The following is an 18,181-nucleotide window of genomic DNA, read 5'->3' on the forward strand; positions in this document are numbered from 1 at the left end:
ATCCATTGCTGGTCAGCCTGCCCGATTCCCTCCTGCGCAAGGCGGTCGGTGAACTGCCTGCCGGCGTCGAAGTCGTCGAATAGGTTCTACCCGCCGAGCACGTCTTCGCCAATGCTGCGAGCGTGCACGAAACCTCCACCGCCGAGCTCATCCTCGCCCTCATCCTGGCCTCCCAGCGCAGTATCCCCCCATTTTGTGCGCACCGCGGCGCCTGCACGGCGCCATTGGCGAGCACGTCAATGGAGGCATTCACGTTGGTCTCTGATGGTTTTGAAAGCCGGTCGGTAGACTGCTCAGGCGCTGTGTCGCGGCGTTGGCCTTCCTTTGAGTACCCCTGAGCAGTCGGAGTTCCCATGTTCCACCGAATTCAACCGATGCTCTTGGCGATTCTGTTGTGCACCGGCGTTATCGTGGCGGGCGTCGGCGCCCCCGCAGCTGCGACCTCGGAGCTCGAGCGCTATCTCGTAGACGCAACGTCGCTGGTTGTTCTCAAGGAGGCTCTTGCCACCGTGCCGGCCGCCGACGCCGAGGTGCTGAGCGAAGTGGTGAGTGCCATTGTGGAACTCACGCCTGATCAGGCGGCCCTGCTCGGCGCGGAACCAGGGGTGGTCGTCGCCAAAGATGTGACGTTGTCGATCAGCGATATACAAAGCGACGCTCCGTGGCAACTCGACCGCCTCGATCAATATTTGGCAACGACACACGCCGCGAGCACAAATCAGGAGTACTGGTATCCGGCCTCCGCAGGAGTGGGCGTTCGCATTTACGTCGTCGACACCGGGGTGCAACGGAATATAACTGACCTTTCCGGACGCGTGACGTCGGGATTCGACGCGATCGCGGGCATCAGCGGCACGGACTGCAACGGCCATGGCACCGCCGTCGCCACCACGGCCGCCGGCACCGTGTACGGAGCGGCCAAGCGAGCAACGGTCGTTCCCGTTCGGGTAATGGACTGCAACGGAGTCGGTGCCGGCTCTGACATCATCGCAGGCCTCAACTGGATCATGTCGACTCATCCAGCTGGCACCCCCGGCGTCATCAACCTCAGCCTCGGCGCCCTCGACACAGCGAAGGATCCCGACTTCCTGCCGCTGGACAGTGCCGTTGAGAATGCCGTCGCGGCGGGGTTCTTTGTGGCGATCGCAGCAGGCAACGATGCCGTCGTCCCAGACGATGCCTATAACGCAGACGCCTCCGATGGACCAAACGTTACCGATGGTGCAGACGTTCCCGACGCCTGCCAAGTTGTACCGGCCCGTGTACCGACGGCGTTCACGGTCGGCGCCCTTGACCCAGCGGTCGGTGGCATTGGCCTCGAAGGGCGGGCATACTTCTCCAACGCGGGTTCCTGCGTCGATCTGTTTGCGCCGGGCTTGGGCGTGCTAACGTCGGCCACTGATTCCCGCGAGACCGTAGTGAGCGGCACCTCGTTTGCAGCCCCGGTGGCCGCCGGTACGGCCGCGGTTTACCTGGCTGAGCACCCCACGGCCACTCCCGCGCAGACGACTTCGGCGCTGCTGTCATCCGCTCAGAGGGGCGCTCTCGTGTCGACCCGCGACCAGCCGCTGAATTCAACAATTCGCTTTGGGTCGGGATACGCGACCGCAGCCAGCTCAACGTCAGCCAACCTCGTATTGCGGACGCCGTTCCTGCCGAGCGCGCCGGGCGGGCTGGCGGCGTCCGCTGCCGGACTGGTGAAGTGGAACACCACAGACGGTACCGGCAACGCAGTTTTGGGCTATCGCCTGCAGGCGTCAACCGATGGGACGACATGGTCCACGGTGCTAGACGAAAGATCCGGCGTGCGACTGTCTCACCAGATGGCATCGGTGACGGCAAACACAACGTACTACTATCGGGTCGCCGCCGTGAATCGCATTGGCGCCGGCACGTGGGGCGGGCCCCTCGCTGTCGCGACGACTCCCGTCGCGACGCCCCCAACCGCGTCTGACAGCGCCACGGCGCTCATCTACGCGGTGTACGATGACGTGCTGGGGCGCACCCCCGATGCTGGCGGTTTGCAAGCTTGGCGGTACTCACTTCTGGAGCAGGGCTGGCCGGTAGTGCAGGTCGCCAATTCCGTGCTGAACAGCGATGAATATCTCGTCAGCCAGATCAAGCTGGCGTATCGAACCGTCTTGCACCGCGAGTACGATCAGGCTGGCCTCAACGATTGGCTCAATCGCATCCATATCGGAACCGCGACCGTCGACGAAGTGCAGATGACGTTCATGAAAAGCCTCGAATACTACGAACGCGCCGGTTCAACCCCTTCCGGCTTCACGAATGTGCTCTACCAGGATCTCCTGGTGCGGGCGGCTGGCCCCAGCGAGTTGACTTACTGGGCTGAACAGGTGCGGCTGTTCGGAACGGCCAGGGCCGTCAACGGTATCTGGAATTCCGAAGAGTCAGCGGCCGAACGCATCGCGATTGTCTACGAGCTGTTTCTCAACCGCGGCAGTGATCCCGCAGGTATCCGCAGTTGGACACCCCTGGTGATCGCCCACGGCAATCAGGCAGTTCGCTCGGCCGTGCTGAGCAGTGCGGAATACCTGACAAAGGCGCAGACGCGTTTTCCTCAAGCCTGATCCCGCACGACTTCGGTGGGGAGACCTACGGCACCGGTCCGGCTGGCGGTTCGCCCGGACCTTTAGCCGGCGCGCACGGGCGAAGTAGGCTCGGGGGATGAATCCATTGCTGGTCAGCCTGCCCGATTCCCTCCTGCGCAAGGCGGTCGGTGAACTGCCTGCCGGCGTCGAAGTCGTCGAATGGGCGCTCGACGNGGGCGCTCGACGGCCCCGCTCCCCGGCCGCGGTTCGACATCGTCGTCACGCCGTATATGGGCGGGACCGACCGACTCGCGCACCTCGCCGGTGTCGAGACCCGATTAGTACAGAGCCAGTCCATCGGCTACGACGGTGTCGATCAGGTCATCCCTGCCGGGCACGTCTTCGCCAATGCTGCAAGCGTGCACGAAGCCTCCACCGCCGAGCTCACCCTCGCCCTCATCCTGGCTTCCCAGCGCGGCATCCCCGATTTTGTGCGCGCCGCCGACGCCGGCGAATGGGCGCCGGCCCATCACCCGAGCCTCGCCGACCGCACGGTGTTACTACTCGGCTACGGCGGTGTCGGTCAGGCCATCGAGAGCCGGCTGCTCGCCTTCGAGACCACGGTCATCCGCGTTGCGCGCACGGCCCGCAACGATGAGCGCGGCGCGATCTACGGCTTCGATTCCCTCTCCGAGATGCTGCCACAGGCCGACATCGTCGTCGTCGGCGTTCCACTGACTGCAGAGACCACCCACCTGGTCGACGACGCGTTCCTGACCCAGATGCGTGACGATAGCCTGCTCGTGAACATTGCCCGCGGCCCGGTCGCCGATACCGCCGCGCTGCTCGCGCACGCGACGAGCGGCCGCCTCAGGCTCGCACTCGACGTGACCGAGCCGGAACCGTTGCCGGCGGGGCATCCGCTCTTCGCCCTGCCGAATGTGCTCATCTCACCACACGTCGGCGGCGCCTCGAGCGCCATGCTGCCTCGCATGGCTCGGCTGGTGCGCGAGCAGATAGACCGGATGCTGCGCGACGAGACCCCGCTCAACGTCGTGTTGAAGAGTTAGTCGCTGCATCAACCTGTTCAGCCGTCGATGGCCGCGTTCGCACTGGCTTGCGCGGTGCGCAGGGCCTGGTCGACTGGAATACGACCCAGGAACATTTCGGCGAAGATCGACTCGAACGCGTCGGAGGCCTCGGCCCATCTCGCGCCCTGCGGCGCCTGCACGGTGCCGTTCTCGAGCACATCGATGAACGCGGTCACGTCGATGCCCCGCTGCTGCCACGCCTCGACATAACTGGCCTGCGCACCGATGACGGCCGGCGATGCCGACCCGTCTTCGCCGATAGCCGCGCTGCCCGCGGTGCTGCCGAGCCACTCGAGTAGTTTGCGGGTCTGTCCCGGATGCTTCGAGTCGGCGTTGCCAGCGGCGATGACGCCGTTGGTGACGCTGATCGCGCCGGCCGGACCCGACGGAATCGCCGCGACACCCCACGTGAAGCCGGCGCCATCGCTCACGTTACTGAGGTTGTAGACGCCGCTCTGGAACATAGCCATCTTGCCCTGCAGAAACTGGTCGAGCGCGAAGTCGCCGTTGAGGTTGGTGTCGGCGGCCGACGGGGCCACGTGATATTTATTCATCAGGTCGATCACGTACTGGAACGACTCCTGCCCCTCAGCCGTGTCGAAGACGAACTCGTCGCCGTCTTGTAGGGCTGCACCGTTCGATCCGAGGTAGTTGAGGTAGATGGCATTGAGGTCGTTGGCGGCGTTGTAGCCGTACTGCACGATTTGCGAAGGGTCGAACGCTGGACTGTCGGCGGTGTTGCCGTTGGTGTCGACGGTGAGCTTTTGCAGCACGGGCAGCAGGGTGTCTTCGCCGGTGGCCGGATTCCAGTGCAGGTCACCAACGCTGCTCGGGTCGATACCGGCTGCCGCGAGGAGTTCCTCGTTGTAATACAGTCCGATCCCGGGGTCAGCCAGCTGGGGTACTCCCCAGAGCGCACCATCGAGGGTGTACTGGTCGATGACGCTGGTTTGCCAGTTGACCTGAGCGTCGGAGCCGAGGGCATCCGTTATGTTCATCAGGCTGCCGTTGACGGCATAGTCGGCGAAGTTGCCGGCGTTCACCCAGAACACATCGTCGGCGGTCTCGCCCGCCACGTCGACGCGTAGTTTGGTGAAGTAGTCGGCCCACGGTACAACGTTGACGGCGACATCGATGCCCGGATTGGCTTCCTCGAACGCCGTGAACGACTTTTCGTAGGATTGCGCGACCTGTTCGTCCCAGACCCGCACGGTCAGCGTCGTGTCGGAGCCGGTTTGCGGAGTCAGCGCCAGCGCAGTGGCCGCACCTCCGATGGCGACAACGGATGCGACGGTGACCATGGCGATAATGGTTGAGCGTTTGGCGATGGTGTCCCCTGTTCTTGTTGGAGGCTACCAGTTGCAACCCGCTTCCAACACTATTGAGACGCCGCAAGGTGCTCGCCGAAAAACGCTTCGATGCGCCTCCAAGCGTCGGCGGCGGCCACCGGGTCGGGGCCGGCGCCGAGGATGTGCGCGAGCCCCGGGCCACGGGCCGTCACCTGAGGGAATCGCCAGCACGGCTTTTAGGCGGCGCTGCCACCCGATCCGTCGGGCAGTCTCAGGTCGATGAGCTGGGACGCAGCGGTCATGGTCTCTCCCGGGTTGGCTGAAACTGTATCCCGCAAACCCCGCGAAGTCGTATAGTTTGTGGTCAGACCACAGCTCGTCGACCGAGAGGACCCCATGACCGCGATCAGCCTTCGCGCCTGGCAGGTCGTGCTCGATGCCGTCGAACTCGACCTGCTCGAGGGACGCCTCAGCCCAGGCGACCACCTGCCGCCCGAACGCACCCTCGCGGCCGACCTGGGTGTCGGTCGATCGAGCGTGCGGGAAGCACTGCGGGTGCTCGAGGTCTTGGGTCTCATTCGCACCGCCGTCGGCTCCGGACCCTCGGCCGGCGCGATCATCGTCGCTCGCCCCGGCGGCGGCATGTCGTCGCTCATGCGCCTGCAGGTCGCAGCCCAGGGGTTTCCGGTAGCCGACGTGGTGAAGACCCGTCTCGTGCTGGAAGGTTCCATCGTCGCCGAGCTGGCCGAGGCGTGCCGCACCAGCTCTCCTGATCTGACCAGCTCCGCGCAAATCCTCACCGCCATGGAAGACCATTCCCTTACCGAAGCCGAATTCCTCGCCCTCGACGCCCAGTTTCACCTCTCTCTCGCCGAAGCGAGCGGCAACCTGGTCATCACCGCGACCATGGCCGGCCTCCGCAGCGCCATCGAGGGGTACGCACGGGCGGGCGCGCTGGGTCTGGCGAGCTGGCCGAAAACATCCGCTCGTCTCATGCTCGAGCATCGCGGCATTCTCCGCGCCATCCTGACCGGTCAAGCCGATGCCGCCCGCCTCGCCGTCCAGTCCCACATTTCGGGGTACTACGCCGAGACCCAGCTCACCGCACACTAGATAAGGACGACCATGATTCAACGACGCATCCCCAAGATCACAGACCTCGCCCCGCTGATGAGGTTCAAGACCCCCGAGCTCAACGCGAAGAAGCGCCGCCTCGATGCGGCGCTCACGATCGCCGACCTGCGGGCCATCGCCAGGAAGCGCACGCCAAAGGCTGCGTTCGACTACACCGAGGGCGCAGCCGAAGCCGAGATCTCGCTGGGCCGGGCTCGCCAGGCCTTCGAAGACATCGAGTTTCACCCGTCGATTCTGCGCGACGTATCGAGCGTGTCGACCGGCTGGGACGTGCTCGGTGCCCCGGTTTCCCAGCCCTTTGGTATCGCACCCACCGGCTTCACCCGAATGATGCAGACCGAGGGAGAAATTGCCGGGGCGCATGCCGCGGCCCGGGCCGGCATCCCCTTCGCCCTGTCGACCATGGGCACGACCTCGATCGAAGACGTCAAAGCCGCCAACCCGAACGGGCGCAACTGGTTTCAGTTGTATATGTGGAAGGACCGCGACCGCTCGATGGCGCTCGTCGACCGGGCCGCCAAGGCCGGGTACGACACGCTTCTGGTGACCGTTGACGTGCCCGTCGCCGGCGCCCGCCTACGCGACAAGCGCAACGGCTTCTCGATTCCGCCAGCGCTCACCCTCGGTACCGTTGTCAACGCGTTACCGCGCCCGGAGTGGTGGATCAACTTTCTGACCACCGAGCCGCTCTCCTTTGCGAGCCTTGATCGCTGGAGCGGCACCGTCGCCGACCTGCTCGATTCGATGTTCGACCCGACCGTCGACTTTGAAGACCTCGCCTGGATCAAGGCGCAGTGGCCCGGTAAGGTCGTCGTCAAGGGTGTGCAGAACATCGACGACGCCAAGCGCCTCGTCGACCTCGGCGTTGATGGCATGATCCTTTCCAACCACGGCGGTCGCCAGCTCGACCGTGCGCCGATCCCGTTCCACTTGCTACCGCGGGTCGCGCGCGAGGTCGGCGCACACACCGAGGTGCACCTCGACACGGGCATCATGTCGGGGGCCGATATTGTCGCGTCGATCGCCCTCGGCGCCCGCTTCACGATGATCGGCCGCGCCTACCTCTACGGCCTCATGGCCGGCGGTGAGGCCGGAGTGGACCGCACGATTGCGATTCTGTCGGAGCAGGTGGCCCGCACCATGCGTCTGCTCGGCGTGAACGCGCTCGAAGAACTGAACCCCGGCCACGTGACCCAGCTCTCCCGGCTCCAGCCGGTGGCCGCGCCCCTGGTCGATGCCGCCCTGGCGGTTCCGGCGCGCAGAGCTCCCGTGCGCACGGGCGCTCTGCCCAAGCAGACGGTCAGCGCATCCGCTGTCGTCACGAGCGCTCCGGTGAAGCGTGCGCCGAAGAAGGCGGCTCCGACAGAGTAGGCGAGACGGAGTGCATACGCCAGCAGGCCGGCATCTCGTACATGGAACGCGCACCGCACGGTCACCTGACGTGCGTGGTCGTCCTCCAGGTACTGGCGCACGCGTCAGGCGAGGCGCTCACTGAAGGCCCGCAGGGCGAGAGCGTCGTCTTCCCAGGCGCCGCCCTCGTGCCCGTTGTACGGCCAGACCGTGATCTGCTTCGGTCCGGCGTAATTGTTGTAGGCAGCGAACACTGTTGACGGCGGGCAGATCGGGTCCATCAGCGCCGCCGTCATCGTCACCGGCGCGGTGGCGCGCTTGGCAAAGTTGACACCGTCGAAGTAGGCCAGTACGTCGTGTACCTGTGTCGCCCTCAGCCGATTGGTCGCGAGGTACTGGCCGAGCTCACGATACGGCAGCGCATCGGTGATGACGGATGCCCTCGGAAAGTCACAGAGAAACGGGACGCGCGCGACCACGGCGGCCAGGTCGGGCACGAGCCCAGCCACAGCGAGCGCAATACCGCCGCCCTGACTGCGGCCCACGACGCCCACTCGCGCGGAGTCGACCAGCTCGAGGCTGCGGGCCGCCGCGACGGCGCGCACCGCATCGGTGAACAACCGACGGTAATAGTAGGTTTCGCGGGACTCAATGCCGCGAGTCATAAAACCGGGTACCTGCGGTCCGCTGCCCGCATCGTCACCCGTGTCCCCGGTGCTGCCGCTGAATCCCTGACCGCGCAGGTCCATCTCGAAGTGCGCGTACCCGGCGGATGCCCACAGCAGGTTCTCGAACGCCTGCCCGCGCCCCCGGCCGTAGCCGTGAAACTGCACGACGGTCGGCAACGGAGCGCCAGTGCCAGCAGGAACGCGCAACCAGGCTTTGATCGGCTGCCCGGCAAACCCCGCGAACGTCACGTCGAACACGTCGAGCGTGCTCAGCCCGCAATCGACCCGCGTGGCGATGGCATTGAGCGGATGCCGGTCGGCCTCGGCGAGCGTGTCGGCCCAAAACGCGTCGAAATCAGCGGGGTCGACTTGACCGCTGCGATAGGCGCGGAGTTCGGTTTCGGGCAGGTCGGTGTACATGATTGCCAGCCTAGAGTGCCTGGCCGCCGCGCCCCGGCCAGTCGTCACATGCCGACACTCCCTGTCGGCCCCCCGCCGCGTGGCCGGGCAGCAGCTGGCGCGGGGTGGGGGCCTACTTCGCGGCGGCGAGGTCAGCGAGCACGAGGCGCAGCTGCTCGACGGCCCAGTCCACGTCCTCAGCAGACACCACGATCGGCGGCGCGAGTCGAATGGTCGACCCGTGCGTGTCCTTGGCGAGCACGCCGCGGGCAAGAAGGGCCTCGCACACCACCCGGCCCGCGGCCAGCGACGGGTCGATGTCGATGCCGGCCCAGAGCCCCACACCGCGCACGGCGATCACGCCGTGGCCGATCAGCACGCTGAGCCCTGCGTGCAGGCGCGCACCGAGTTCGGTCGCACGCTGTTGGTAGTCGCCGGTGGCCAGCAGGTTCACAACGGCCAGGCCGACGGCCGCGGCGAGTGGATTGCCGCCGAAGGTCGAACCATGCTCGCCCGGGTGCAGCACTCCGAGAACGTCGGTGTTGCCGACCACGGCCGAGACGGGAACGATGCCGCCGCCGAGGGCCTTGCCGAGCAGGTACAGGTCGGGCACGACGCCCACGAGGTCGCAGGCAAAGGTCGATCCGGTGCGACCGAGGCCCGACTGAATCTCATCGGCGATGAACAGCACACCCAGGCGTTTGGTGATCTCGCGCACGGCCGGCAGATACGACGCTGGCGGCACAACGATGCCGGCCTCACCCTGGATGGGTTCGAGCAGCACGGCCACCGTGTTCTCGTCGATCGCGGCCTCAAGGGCCACGGCATCGCCGTAGGGCACGGTGCGAAAACCGGGCGTGAACGGGCCAAAATCGGCGCGGGCAGACTCGTCATCGGAGAAACTGATGATGGTGGTGGTGCGGCCGTGAAAGTTGCCGGCGGCCACGATGATGTTGGCCAGGTCGGGCGCGACGCCCTTCACCCGGTAGCCCCAGGCGCGGGCCACCTTGATGCCGGATTCAACGGCTTCGGCGCCGGTGTTCATCGGCAGCACCATGTCCTTACCGGCGAGTTTGGCAAGCGCGGTCACGAACGGGCCGAGCTGATCGTTGTAGAAGGCCCGGCTGGTCAGGGTGATGCGGCCCAGCTGAGTGCGGGCGGCGTCGAGCAGTACCGGGTTGGAGTGCCCGAAGTTCACGGCGGAGTACGCGGCCAGGCAGTCCAGGTAGCGGCGACCAGCGACATCCGTTACCCAGGCGCCGTCCCCCGAGGCAACGACGACCTCGAGTGGGTGGTAATTATGCGCGGCGTGCGCGCTCTCCTCTCTGATCAGGGCAGCGGCAGCTGGCGAAACGGATGCGGCGGCTTCAGTCTTCGCGTCGGTCAGGTTCGGGGTCATAACGTGCTCCTTCAGATTGACGTTTGCAGTGTTGAGGGGCGCAGTGTCATCGGCGCAGCTCGAGCGTGCAGCACTTGACGCCGCCGCCACCGAGCAGCAGCTCGGACAGGTCGACGCCGATCGGGTTGTAACCGCGCGCGCGCAGCTGGCGTTCGAAGTCCTTGGCGCGGGCCGCGATGACGACGTTGTAGCCGTCGGAATACGAGTTGAGGCCCAAAATGGCGGCATCTTCTTCGGTGACGATGACCGCGTCGGGGTAACGCTCCTGCAGAATCGCGAGGCTCGGCGCGTCGAAGGCGCTCGGCAGGTAGGCGATGTTGGTGTCGTCGAGCACGGCGACGGCGGTGTCGAGGTGGTAGAAACTCGGATTGATCAGGCGCAGGGTGACGACCGGGCGCCCGGCGATGGCCGAGAGTTCGGCGTGGCTGTTGGAATCGCTGCGAAAGCCGGTGCCGGCCAGGATGACGTCGCCGACCAACAGAAAGTCGCCCTCGCCCTCATTGGTCTCGACCGGTACGCGCACGTCGAAGCCGTTGGCGGCGAACCAGCCCATGTAGGCGGGGCCCTCGGGCTGGCGCTCGACGTGCGTGAATTTGGCGCCGTAGGCCTGATTGTCGATGACGAAGCCACCGTTGGCCGCGTAGACCATGTCGGGCAGGCCGTCGATCGGATCGATCAGCTGCACGTCGAAGCCGAGACCGACATAGGTGTCGTACAGGGTCTGCCACTGGGCGACGGCGAGCGAGGTGTCGGTGGGCAGGGCCGGGTCCATCCAGGGGTTGATGCGATACACCACGGTGAAGAACTGCGGCTTGCACATCAGCACGGTGCGCTTGGTGGCGATACGCACGGGAACGGCCAGGTCTTCGGCAAGGACGGGGATGACTGAGTTGATCGACATGGGGCTCCTTCGGGGATCCGCGGGCCTGTCGACCCTCGGAACTCGGGTGAATGGCGGACCAGGTCGCTCACGTGAGCCCGGCACGAACAACAGCGATCGTTCCGGGACGCCGCTCTTAGTCTCACACAGCATGATTCGACGTTTCACGCTGATCTGCGCAAGAAATCTTCGAGATATACGGTATTGACGCAATTTTACGTATAACCGCCCCCTAGACTCGCCCCATGGACAACCTTGATCACAGTATTCTCGACCTGCTGCGCCAGAACGCGCGCGCGGGCTATGGTGACATCGGCTCGGTGGTGGGGCTGTCGGCATCCGCTGTGAAACGTCGCGTCGACCGCCTGGTGGCCGACAAGGTGATTCGCAGCTTTACCATCCAGGTCGACCCGGCGGTCGACGGCATGAGCACGGAAGCCTACGTCGAGCTGTTCTGCCGCGGCACGGTGGCTCCCGACGAATTGCTGCGTATTCTCTCGGGGGTGCCCGAGGTTGTCGATGCGGGAACCGTCACCGGCAGCGCCGACGCCATGGTGCACATTCGCGCCCGCGACATTCCCGGCCTGGAAGCGGCCCTTGAAAAGGTGCGCCTCGCCCCCAACGTCGACCACACCCGCAGCGCGATCGTGCTCTCCCGCCTGATCCATCGCTCAATCGAGTAGCCGGCTTTTATCCGGGCAGCGGCTTCTGCTGCACCGGAGAGATCAGGTGAAGCAGGGTGACCGCGGCGATCGATCCGGCACAGAGGATTCCGGCGAGCACGACGATCTGAAACCGACCAGCCTCGAGCGGTGAGGCTCCCCCGAAGATCGCTCCGACGAACGCTCCCGGCAGTGTCACCAGCCCCGTGGTCTTGGTCTGGTCGGTGGACGGAATGATCGCGAAGTAGACCGCCCGCCTGGCCAGGTCGCGGGTGGACTGCCGTGGTGTGGCCCCGAGCGCAAGCCAGCCCTCAACTTCGTCCCAGTGATCACCGACCGCCTCCGAGAAGCGGCGCCCGCTGAGCGTCGCGATCGACATGGCGTTGCCGATGATGATCCCGCCGATCGCGAGCACGTAGCGCGGCGAGAACTCGATCGCCCCGGTAGTGAACACGATGGTCAGCGTGATGCCCACGCCGAGCGCCATCGCCGCAGCCACGCGCACCAGATGCGGGCGGCTGAAGCCGATGCGGCGAGTGACGGTCACGACGGCCGCTGCGAACATAACGAGCAGTCCGACGCCAACCCAGAGCGGATCGTTGATGATGCCGCTGAGAATGAGGCTGATCGCGGCCAGTTGCAGGGTTCCGCGCAGCAGTGCGAGTGCCGGGGCAAACGGATGCTGCGTGCGATAAACACGCAGCACCGTCACGACCACCGCGAGAAGCAGCACGACACCGACCAGGGTCGGCAGTAGCCCGGCCAATTCTGCGGGGAGGTCGGCCGGAAAAGTCATGGTTCGAGCCTACGCGGCCACGCGAGAGCGCAGAGATGGTTGTTCCACTGATGCTGAAGCAACTCGTTACCCGATTCTGCGAAACATCTCGGGAGAACGTACCGTGGGTATGCTGTTGCAGCTTTCGTTGTAGCGAGGCAAAATTGCTCATGACGTCGAACGGAGGGTCCCATGCCCACATCCTTTATTGCCATCGATTCCCGATCGAGCACGCCGCCGTTTGAGCAGTTGCGCAGCCAGGTCGTTGCGGCCGTGCGCTCCGGCGAATTGGCCCACGATACCCGCCTGCCCACTGTGCGCGCCCTGGCCGCCGAGCTTGGCCTGGCCACGAACACCGTCGCGCGTGCCTATCGCGAGCTGGAGCGGGACAGTGTGATTGAAACGCGGGGCAGATTCGGATCTTTCGTCGCCCCCAATGTTGATTCGGCAGAACGACACGCGCAGGCTGCTGCCGACGCGTTCGCGGCACGGATCGAGCAGCTCGGCCTGAGCCCGGCCGCGGCGCTCGCCCTGGTCACCGATGCACTGAACCGCCGTTCCGACGCCTGACCAGCGGCCTTGTATCGCGCATTTTGTATTGCTACTCTGGTACAGAATTCACACAAAAGGGAGGTTTTGTGGACACGGTCGTACTGATCCTGGCGGCGCTGGTACTGGCGGGTCTTGGCATCCGCATAATTCATAGCGCACGAGCCGAACCACGCAGGCGGATGCTGCAGGCGTACTCACGGCAGGTCGGGCTCGCGTTGGTTCCTGAGATCGTTCCCGAGCTGTCGGGCCGAATCCATCGCCGCGAACGCGCAGGGGTGCTCGGGTCGATGGTCGGACTCGTTTTGAGCGTCGCGGCGCTCGTCGTGACGGACGGCAACCAGAACTTGGGGAACGGGTTCCTGATCGTTGTAGCAATGACGGTCGGATCGACGGTCGCCCTCATCGGTGACGATTCCCGCTCGGCGTTCGCCCCTGTCGCTGAGGCGCCACGACTGGCGCGCAGCGCCTTTCCCGGGCTGACCGACTACGTCACCCGGCTGCACCGCGCGTTCTCACTGGGCCTGCTGGGCCTCGCCACCCTGAGCTACATCGCCGTGCTTGGGGTCATTGCGATCAACCCGGATCGGGTGTTCGACGACGTCTCGGTGCGCACGATTCTCTGGCCGGCCGGGCTGCTGTTAGCTCTCGCAACCGCTGCGAGCCTGGTGACCTGGGCGGCGGCGAACGCTCTGCTCGGCCGCGGCCAACCGGCCGACACGTACATCCAACTTGCCTGGAGTGATGCTTTTCGCAGCACCACCCTGCGCAGCCTCATCGAGATTCCCGGGATCATCGCCGCCACGAGCTCCTGCGTGTTGTTTCTCTCCTTGAGCGAGGCGATCAGCCTGCCGGTGCCCGGCTCGATCGACGAGATTCTGGCCGGCTCGTTCACGATTATGGGCCCGGTACTCATCGTCGTGCTGGTCAGCTGGAGCCTGACGAGCATGCGCAACCGCAGCACAATGCACTTTCTGCGCAGGCTGTGGCCCCAGACGGCCATCGAACTCGACCGTCGCCGCACGCGCGCCGCTGCCGGTGGTGGTGATCGGCCCGATGATAGGGCCGACAATCAGGCCGATGATCAGGCCGACGATCAGGCCGATCCGGGCAACCGAACCCAGGCTTCCGCATGATGCTGCTGGTCGATCCGCGGTCTGCAACTCCGCCCTACGAACAGTTACGGGTGCAGGTGCTCGCCGCGGTGCGCTCGGGTGATCTGGCCCCCGGTGACAAGCTGCCAACGGTGCGCAGGCTTGCCGAAGATTTGGGGCTCGCCGCCAACACGGTAGCCCGCGCCTACCGTGAACTCGAGCGTGACGAGGTCATCGAGACGCGGGGCCGGAACGGATCCTTCATCGCCGCGAGCGGAAATGCCGCCCAGCAACAGGTCCAGGTTGCCGCCGCCACCTTCGCCGGCAAGGCGCGACAGCTCGGCGTGGAGCCCGAGGAAGCGCTCGGGTTTGCGCGCGCAGCCCTCGGCATCCGTTTGTAGCGTGAGCCCCCCCCCTTCGCGCGCACGAGACGCGCTAACCGGACGGGGCCTGGGCCCGAGCCCTGGGCCTAGTTTATAAACTGGGCCCAGGGACGGGGCCCGGGCCCCGTCCGCAGTGGTGGGGGCTAGGGAGCCGGGCGGTAGTGGGCGGCCAGGCGGGCGAAGCCCTCGTCGAGCGACACCTCGGGGGCCCAGGCCAGGTCGGCGCGGGTGCGACGCTGGTCGAACCAGTGTGCGGTCGAAAGCTGCTCGGCCAGAAACCGAGTCATCGGGGGCTCATCCGTTCCCGGGCGAGCGCGCCAGATGGCCTCGATGAACGAGCCGGCGGCGCGGGCAGCGGATGCCGGCACCCGCCAGGCTGGCGCGGGTACGTTGGCCGCGCCGCAGATTCCCGCGAGGAGTTCCGCAATCGGGCGTGGTTCACCATTGGTGATCACATAGGACTGCCCGTGCACCCGCTCGGCGGCATCGAGCGCTGCGTGGATCGCGGAGGCTGCATTGTCGACGTAGGTCGTGTCGATGAGCGCCGCACCGTGTCCGAGCAGCGGCAGCCGCCCGTGGCGGGCACGATCGACGATCCGGTCGATCAGCTGGGTATCCCCGGGGCCCCAGACCAGGTGCGGACGCACGGCGACCACGCTGAATTCGGGAGCGTCGGCGGCGAGCGCGAGCAGTTCGGCGCGTGCCTTGGTGCGGGCATAGTCGCCGCGAGCCTGCCCGGGCGCGGCCGGCAGGGCGTCAGAACCCATGATCGAACGGCCGGCATGGGCAACGGACGGTGAGGAGACGTAGACGAAACGGGAGACGCCGGCATCCGCTGCGGCCTGCACGACGGTGCGCGTTCCTCCAACGTTCACCGCCTCGAACGCGGCCGGGTCGCCGGTGAGCGATACCTTTGCCGCGAGGTGCACGACCGCGTGCATACCGCTCACGGCGTAGGCGAGGCCGGCATAGGGAGTGTCGGCGGGCGTCGTGATCGAACCGTGCACATCTTCGACGCCGGGCACGCCGGATGGCCGGCGTTGAAAGGTGCGTACCTCGTGCCCGGCCGCGCTGATACGGGCAGCGACGGCACGGCCGAGAAATCCGCTGGCACCCGTGACGAGCACTCTCATGGCTTGACCCAGCGACCGCCAGAGAGGATTCCGGTGGCCCAGCGCGACAATCGGCTGCGGTCGATCTTGGAGTTGTGCCGAATGTCGGTCGGCAGGCCCGGAACCACGAGCACTGCAGCGACCGGTGTGCCGACCATCGAGCGCACGGCAGCGGCGAGCGCCTCGGGTGCCCGGTGAGCGCGGCGGGCAGGCGGCACGGTTTCGAGCACGGCGACCTGCTGTTGGGTGCCGAGAGGGCCGACGCCGACGAACGCCGCACGAGAAACGTCGGGCAGGGTTTCGATCCGCTGCTCCGGACCGACCGGGGTGACCACGCCGTCGGCCGTCACGATGACGTGCGGCAGGCGGCCCTCGACCCAGAGGCGGCCTGCGCTGTCGAGGTGGCCGACGTCGCCGGTGCGGTGCCAACGTTCGCCCGGCACTCCGCCACGCCGCGAGCCGCGCTCGGTGAGCCAGAGGCGGTCGTAGTGGTCCTTCACGTGCGGCGCCGAGACCACGATCTCACCGGTCACGTCGGGTTCCTCCGAGAGGTCACCGACGGATGCCCCACTCGCGTCGAGCGCGCTGATACGGATGCGAGTGGTCGCGGTCGACCCGCCGACACAGACTCCCCCGGCCGGGTTCGCCGGGTCTGGCGGTGCCGGGACCGACTCGCCGTCGTGCGCTACGGCCTGCACCGACTTCGATTGTGCGACACTCGCAGCCGCGGCGCGGATGCCTTCGAGCGTGATGTCGGCCATGAGCAGGCCCTCGGTCATGCCGTATGGCGTGTGCGCGGTCGCTTCCGGCATGAGCGCCGCGGCCTGGGCGAGCAGGCTCTCAGAGATCGGCGCACCGGCCGAGAGAAAACGCTGCACCCCGGCGAGGGCAGCATGGTCGGCCGGCGTGAGCGCAGCGGCGGTCGCGACGACGTTCACGAGGGCCGCGGGCGAGAGAAAGACGACCGTCGCGTCGATCGCGGCGACGGCGGACGCGACGGCAGACGCGGTGAGGGTCTTCGGCGCGGTGACGTCCATGTCGGGGGTGACCGAGCGGGCACCGAGGGCCGGACCGAGCAGCGCGAACGGGGCGAATCCGGCGACGAGGCCGGTGCCGACACCGACGCCGTACTGCAGAAAGAGCGCGCGGCTCACGGCCGAGAGCTGGCCGTGCGTATAGACGACCCCCTTGGCCGGGCCGGTCGAACCCGACGTGAACAGCACGGCGGCCGCATCGCTCGGCGCGGGTTCGGGCGGAAGCCCGTCACCGGCACTGAGGCGGGCCTGGCCCAGGCTGATCAGTTCGGCGAGGGTGTGCTCGACGCCGATCAGCCGGGCCATCGGGGCCGGAAAGCCTGCGACCGAAATTTTACGTCCGGGCCAACCGAGCGCCCGGGCGGCCAGGAGGCCGGGAGCGGCCCCGATGACGAAGTCGGGGCGGGCGCCGCGCACGGCGCGAGTGAGGCCCGCCAGGCCGAGGCCGGCATCCGCTACGACGACGATGGCGCCGATGCGTACGCAGGCATAGAGCACCGCGGTGAGGTCGGCGCTTGGCGGCACGAGCAACGAGACTCGGTCGCCGGGTTTGACGCCGATGTGCACGAGTCCGGCGGCAATCTGCCGCACGCGCAGCGAGAGCAGTCGCCAGCTGACGGCGCGAGGGGCCGGCTGCATGTCAACGAGGGCGGTGTCGTCGGAGGCCTGTAATTCGTCGAGGTAATGCCAGAGCGGATGCGTGCCCGCTGCCGCCCACGCGGCAAGGCTCCCCGAGACGGCCGTCTCGCTCGGCTCGACCGAGCCCGAGCCCGATACCGCGCCCGATACCGAGCCCGCGCCCGCGCCCGAGACCTCGAGGGGAGCGCTCACGAGCGCATCGCCCAGCCAGAGCAGCGCGGCGGCGGCGTAGTCCGCATCTTCGGCGAGCAGGTGGCCAGCGCCCTCGAACCGGTGCACGCGGGCGTGCGGCATCCGTTCGACCAGGTCGTCGAGGTAGCGGTCGCTGAAGATCGGGTCGCGCGGACCCCACAGCAGCAGCGTGGGCACCGTGAGCGAGCGCACGCCCTCGGCGATGCGGTCGAGTTCAACCCGGCTCTCGTGCCCGAGGGCTACCGGGATATCGGCGACGAAACCGCCGATACCGCCCCGGCGAGCGCTCGTTCGGTACGGCGCGCGGTAGCCGCGCTTCACCGCGGCAGACAGCGGCGGATGCGCCAGGGCCAGCGTCGTAGCGAGGAAGGCGGGCGTGGTCACGGTTGCCGGGCCGAGGATGCCGCGCCCGAGCGCGAGCCGCAGCGGCGACGGAATCGGATCGCCGGCCGGCTGGTGCACCGCGGTGTTCAGTAGCATGACGCCGGCCAGCAGCTCGGGATGGTCGACGGCCCAGCCGAGGGACACCACTCCGCCCCAGTCGTGGCCGAGAGTGATCACCGGACCAGCCAGTTCGAGGGCGTCTGTCAGGTCGGCGAGGTCCTGCACCCGGCGAGCGAGCGGGCGAAACCTCCCGGTGCGTGCCGAGAAGCCCATATCGAGCTGGTCGACGGCGATCACGCGCCAGGCTGGCGCGCCCGACGCCGCGGCCTCCGTTGCCGAGGCCAGCAGACCGCGCCAGAGGTAGGACCAGGTCGGGTTGCCGTGCACACACAGAATTGTGCCGACCGGAATCACGCCGAGCGCGTCAAGCTCTGGGCCGTTGTCGAGCAGGTGCCAGCCGTGGGTCACACCGCCAGCACTGCCGCTCTCCGTGACCTCGATCAGTCGCGACCACACCGGGTTCAGCCCGGGCAGGCCTGCCGGTGGCAATGCGGCCGGGTCCGAGGTGGCGACGGGAAGGCGCCGGGGGCCCACC

Annotated in this window: 15 protein-coding genes; 8 read left to right on the top strand and 7 right to left on the bottom strand. The window is 66.9% G+C overall.

The genetic code is table 11. From position 1 onward, the window contains the following. Window positions 1-353: 353 nt before the first annotated feature. Both CXY83_RS09725 and CXY83_RS09730 read left to right on the top strand, forming a co-directional pair. On the top strand, window positions 354-2,591 hold the full coding sequence (locus CXY83_RS09725) for a S8 family serine peptidase (RefSeq protein ID WP_104197172.1): 2,238 nt from the start codon (window positions 354-356) through the stop codon (window positions 2,589-2,591). A gap of 149 nt (window positions 2,592-2,740) precedes the next feature. Then, entirely contained in the window at window positions 2,741-3,622 is an 882-nt protein-coding gene (locus CXY83_RS09730; RefSeq protein WP_369831146.1) for a 2-hydroxyacid dehydrogenase, read from the top strand. A 17-nt stretch (window positions 3,623-3,639) separates the two neighbouring features. Here the strand turns inward: CXY83_RS09730 and CXY83_RS09735 are convergent, their stop codons facing one another. Further along, window positions 3,640-4,944, bottom strand: coding sequence for a sugar ABC transporter substrate-binding protein (locus CXY83_RS09735; RefSeq protein ID WP_233200764.1), 1,305 nt, complete (start codon window positions 4,942-4,944; stop codon window positions 3,640-3,642). Between the two features lie 384 nt (window positions 4,945-5,328). On the opposite strand from CXY83_RS09735, the gene CXY83_RS09745 reads away from it, so the two are divergent. Further along, entirely contained in the window at window positions 5,329-6,045 is a 717-nt protein-coding gene (locus CXY83_RS09745) for a FadR/GntR family transcriptional regulator (RefSeq protein ID WP_104197174.1), read from the top strand. A gap of 12 nt (window positions 6,046-6,057) precedes the next feature. Continuing rightward, window positions 6,058-7,437, top strand: coding sequence for an alpha-hydroxy acid oxidase (locus CXY83_RS09750; RefSeq protein WP_104197175.1), 1,380 nt, complete (start codon window positions 6,058-6,060; stop codon window positions 7,435-7,437). Between the two features lie 104 nt (window positions 7,438-7,541). On the opposite strand, the gene CXY83_RS09755 is transcribed toward CXY83_RS09750, so the two are convergent. The 3 genes from CXY83_RS09755 to ddaH all read right to left on the bottom strand — a co-directional run bounded on the left by CXY83_RS09755 (window position 7,542) and on the right by ddaH (window position 10,783). Further along, window positions 7,542-8,504, bottom strand: a complete 963-nt coding sequence (locus tag CXY83_RS09755) for an alpha/beta fold hydrolase (RefSeq protein WP_104197176.1) — start codon at window positions 8,502-8,504, stop codon at window positions 7,542-7,544. Window positions 8,505-8,616: 112 nt separating this feature from the next. Further along, window positions 8,617-9,882, bottom strand: a complete 1,266-nt coding sequence (gene rocD / locus CXY83_RS09760; protein ID WP_104197177.1) for an ornithine--oxo-acid transaminase — start codon at window positions 9,880-9,882, stop codon at window positions 8,617-8,619. 46 nt (window positions 9,883-9,928) lie between these two features. Next, a complete protein-coding gene (ddaH, locus tag CXY83_RS09765) occupies window positions 9,929-10,783 on the bottom strand; it encodes a dimethylargininase (RefSeq protein ID WP_104197178.1) in 855 nt (284 codons plus the stop codon). A 224-nt stretch (window positions 10,784-11,007) separates the two neighbouring features. On the opposite strand from ddaH, the gene CXY83_RS09770 reads away from it, so the two are divergent. Further along, the gene (locus CXY83_RS09770) at window positions 11,008-11,445 is read left to right on the top strand and encodes an Lrp/AsnC family transcriptional regulator (RefSeq protein ID WP_092106650.1); all 438 of its coding nucleotides are present in this window, start codon (window positions 11,008-11,010) and stop codon (window positions 11,443-11,445) included. A gap of 7 nt (window positions 11,446-11,452) precedes the next feature. On the opposite strand, the gene CXY83_RS09775 is transcribed toward CXY83_RS09770, so the two are convergent. Next, complete coding sequence (locus CXY83_RS09775; RefSeq protein WP_104197179.1) at window positions 11,453-12,220, bottom strand: ABC transporter permease; 768 nt, start codon at window positions 12,218-12,220, stop codon at window positions 11,453-11,455. A gap of 171 nt (window positions 12,221-12,391) precedes the next feature. On the opposite strand from CXY83_RS09775, the gene CXY83_RS09780 reads away from it, so the two are divergent. From CXY83_RS09780 to CXY83_RS09790, 3 genes are all read left to right on the top strand, one after another. Continuing rightward, the gene (locus tag CXY83_RS09780; protein WP_104197180.1) at window positions 12,392-12,769 is read left to right on the top strand and encodes a GntR family transcriptional regulator; all 378 of its coding nucleotides are present in this window, start codon (window positions 12,392-12,394) and stop codon (window positions 12,767-12,769) included. A gap of 68 nt (window positions 12,770-12,837) precedes the next feature. Continuing rightward, window positions 12,838-13,884 carry a hypothetical protein gene (locus tag CXY83_RS09785; protein WP_146069900.1) on the top strand — a complete coding sequence of 349 codons (1,047 nt, stop codon included), beginning with the start codon at window positions 12,838-12,840 and terminating at the stop codon, window positions 13,882-13,884. Further along, on the top strand, window positions 13,881-14,243 hold the full coding sequence (locus tag CXY83_RS09790; protein ID WP_369831147.1) for a GntR family transcriptional regulator: 363 nt from the start codon (window positions 13,881-13,883) through the stop codon (window positions 14,241-14,243). Before CXY83_RS09785 ends, CXY83_RS09790 begins: the two co-directional genes overlap by 4 nt. A 125-nt stretch (window positions 14,244-14,368) precedes the next feature. On the opposite strand, the gene CXY83_RS09795 is transcribed toward CXY83_RS09790, so the two are convergent. Beyond that, window positions 14,369-15,358, bottom strand: a complete 990-nt coding sequence (locus CXY83_RS09795) for an NAD(P)-dependent oxidoreductase (RefSeq protein ID WP_104197182.1) — start codon at window positions 15,356-15,358, stop codon at window positions 14,369-14,371. Further along, the gene (locus CXY83_RS09800; RefSeq protein WP_104197183.1) at window positions 15,355-18,180 is read right to left on the bottom strand and encodes an alpha/beta fold hydrolase; all 2,826 of its coding nucleotides are present in this window, start codon (window positions 18,178-18,180) and stop codon (window positions 15,355-15,357) included. Before CXY83_RS09800 ends, CXY83_RS09795 begins: the two co-directional genes overlap by 4 nt. Window position 18,181 lies beyond the last annotated feature (1 nt).

The organism is Cryobacterium sp. M15, from assembly GCF_002929675.1.
Lineage (GTDB): Bacteria > Actinomycetota > Actinomycetes > Actinomycetales > Microbacteriaceae > Cryobacterium > Cryobacterium lyxosi.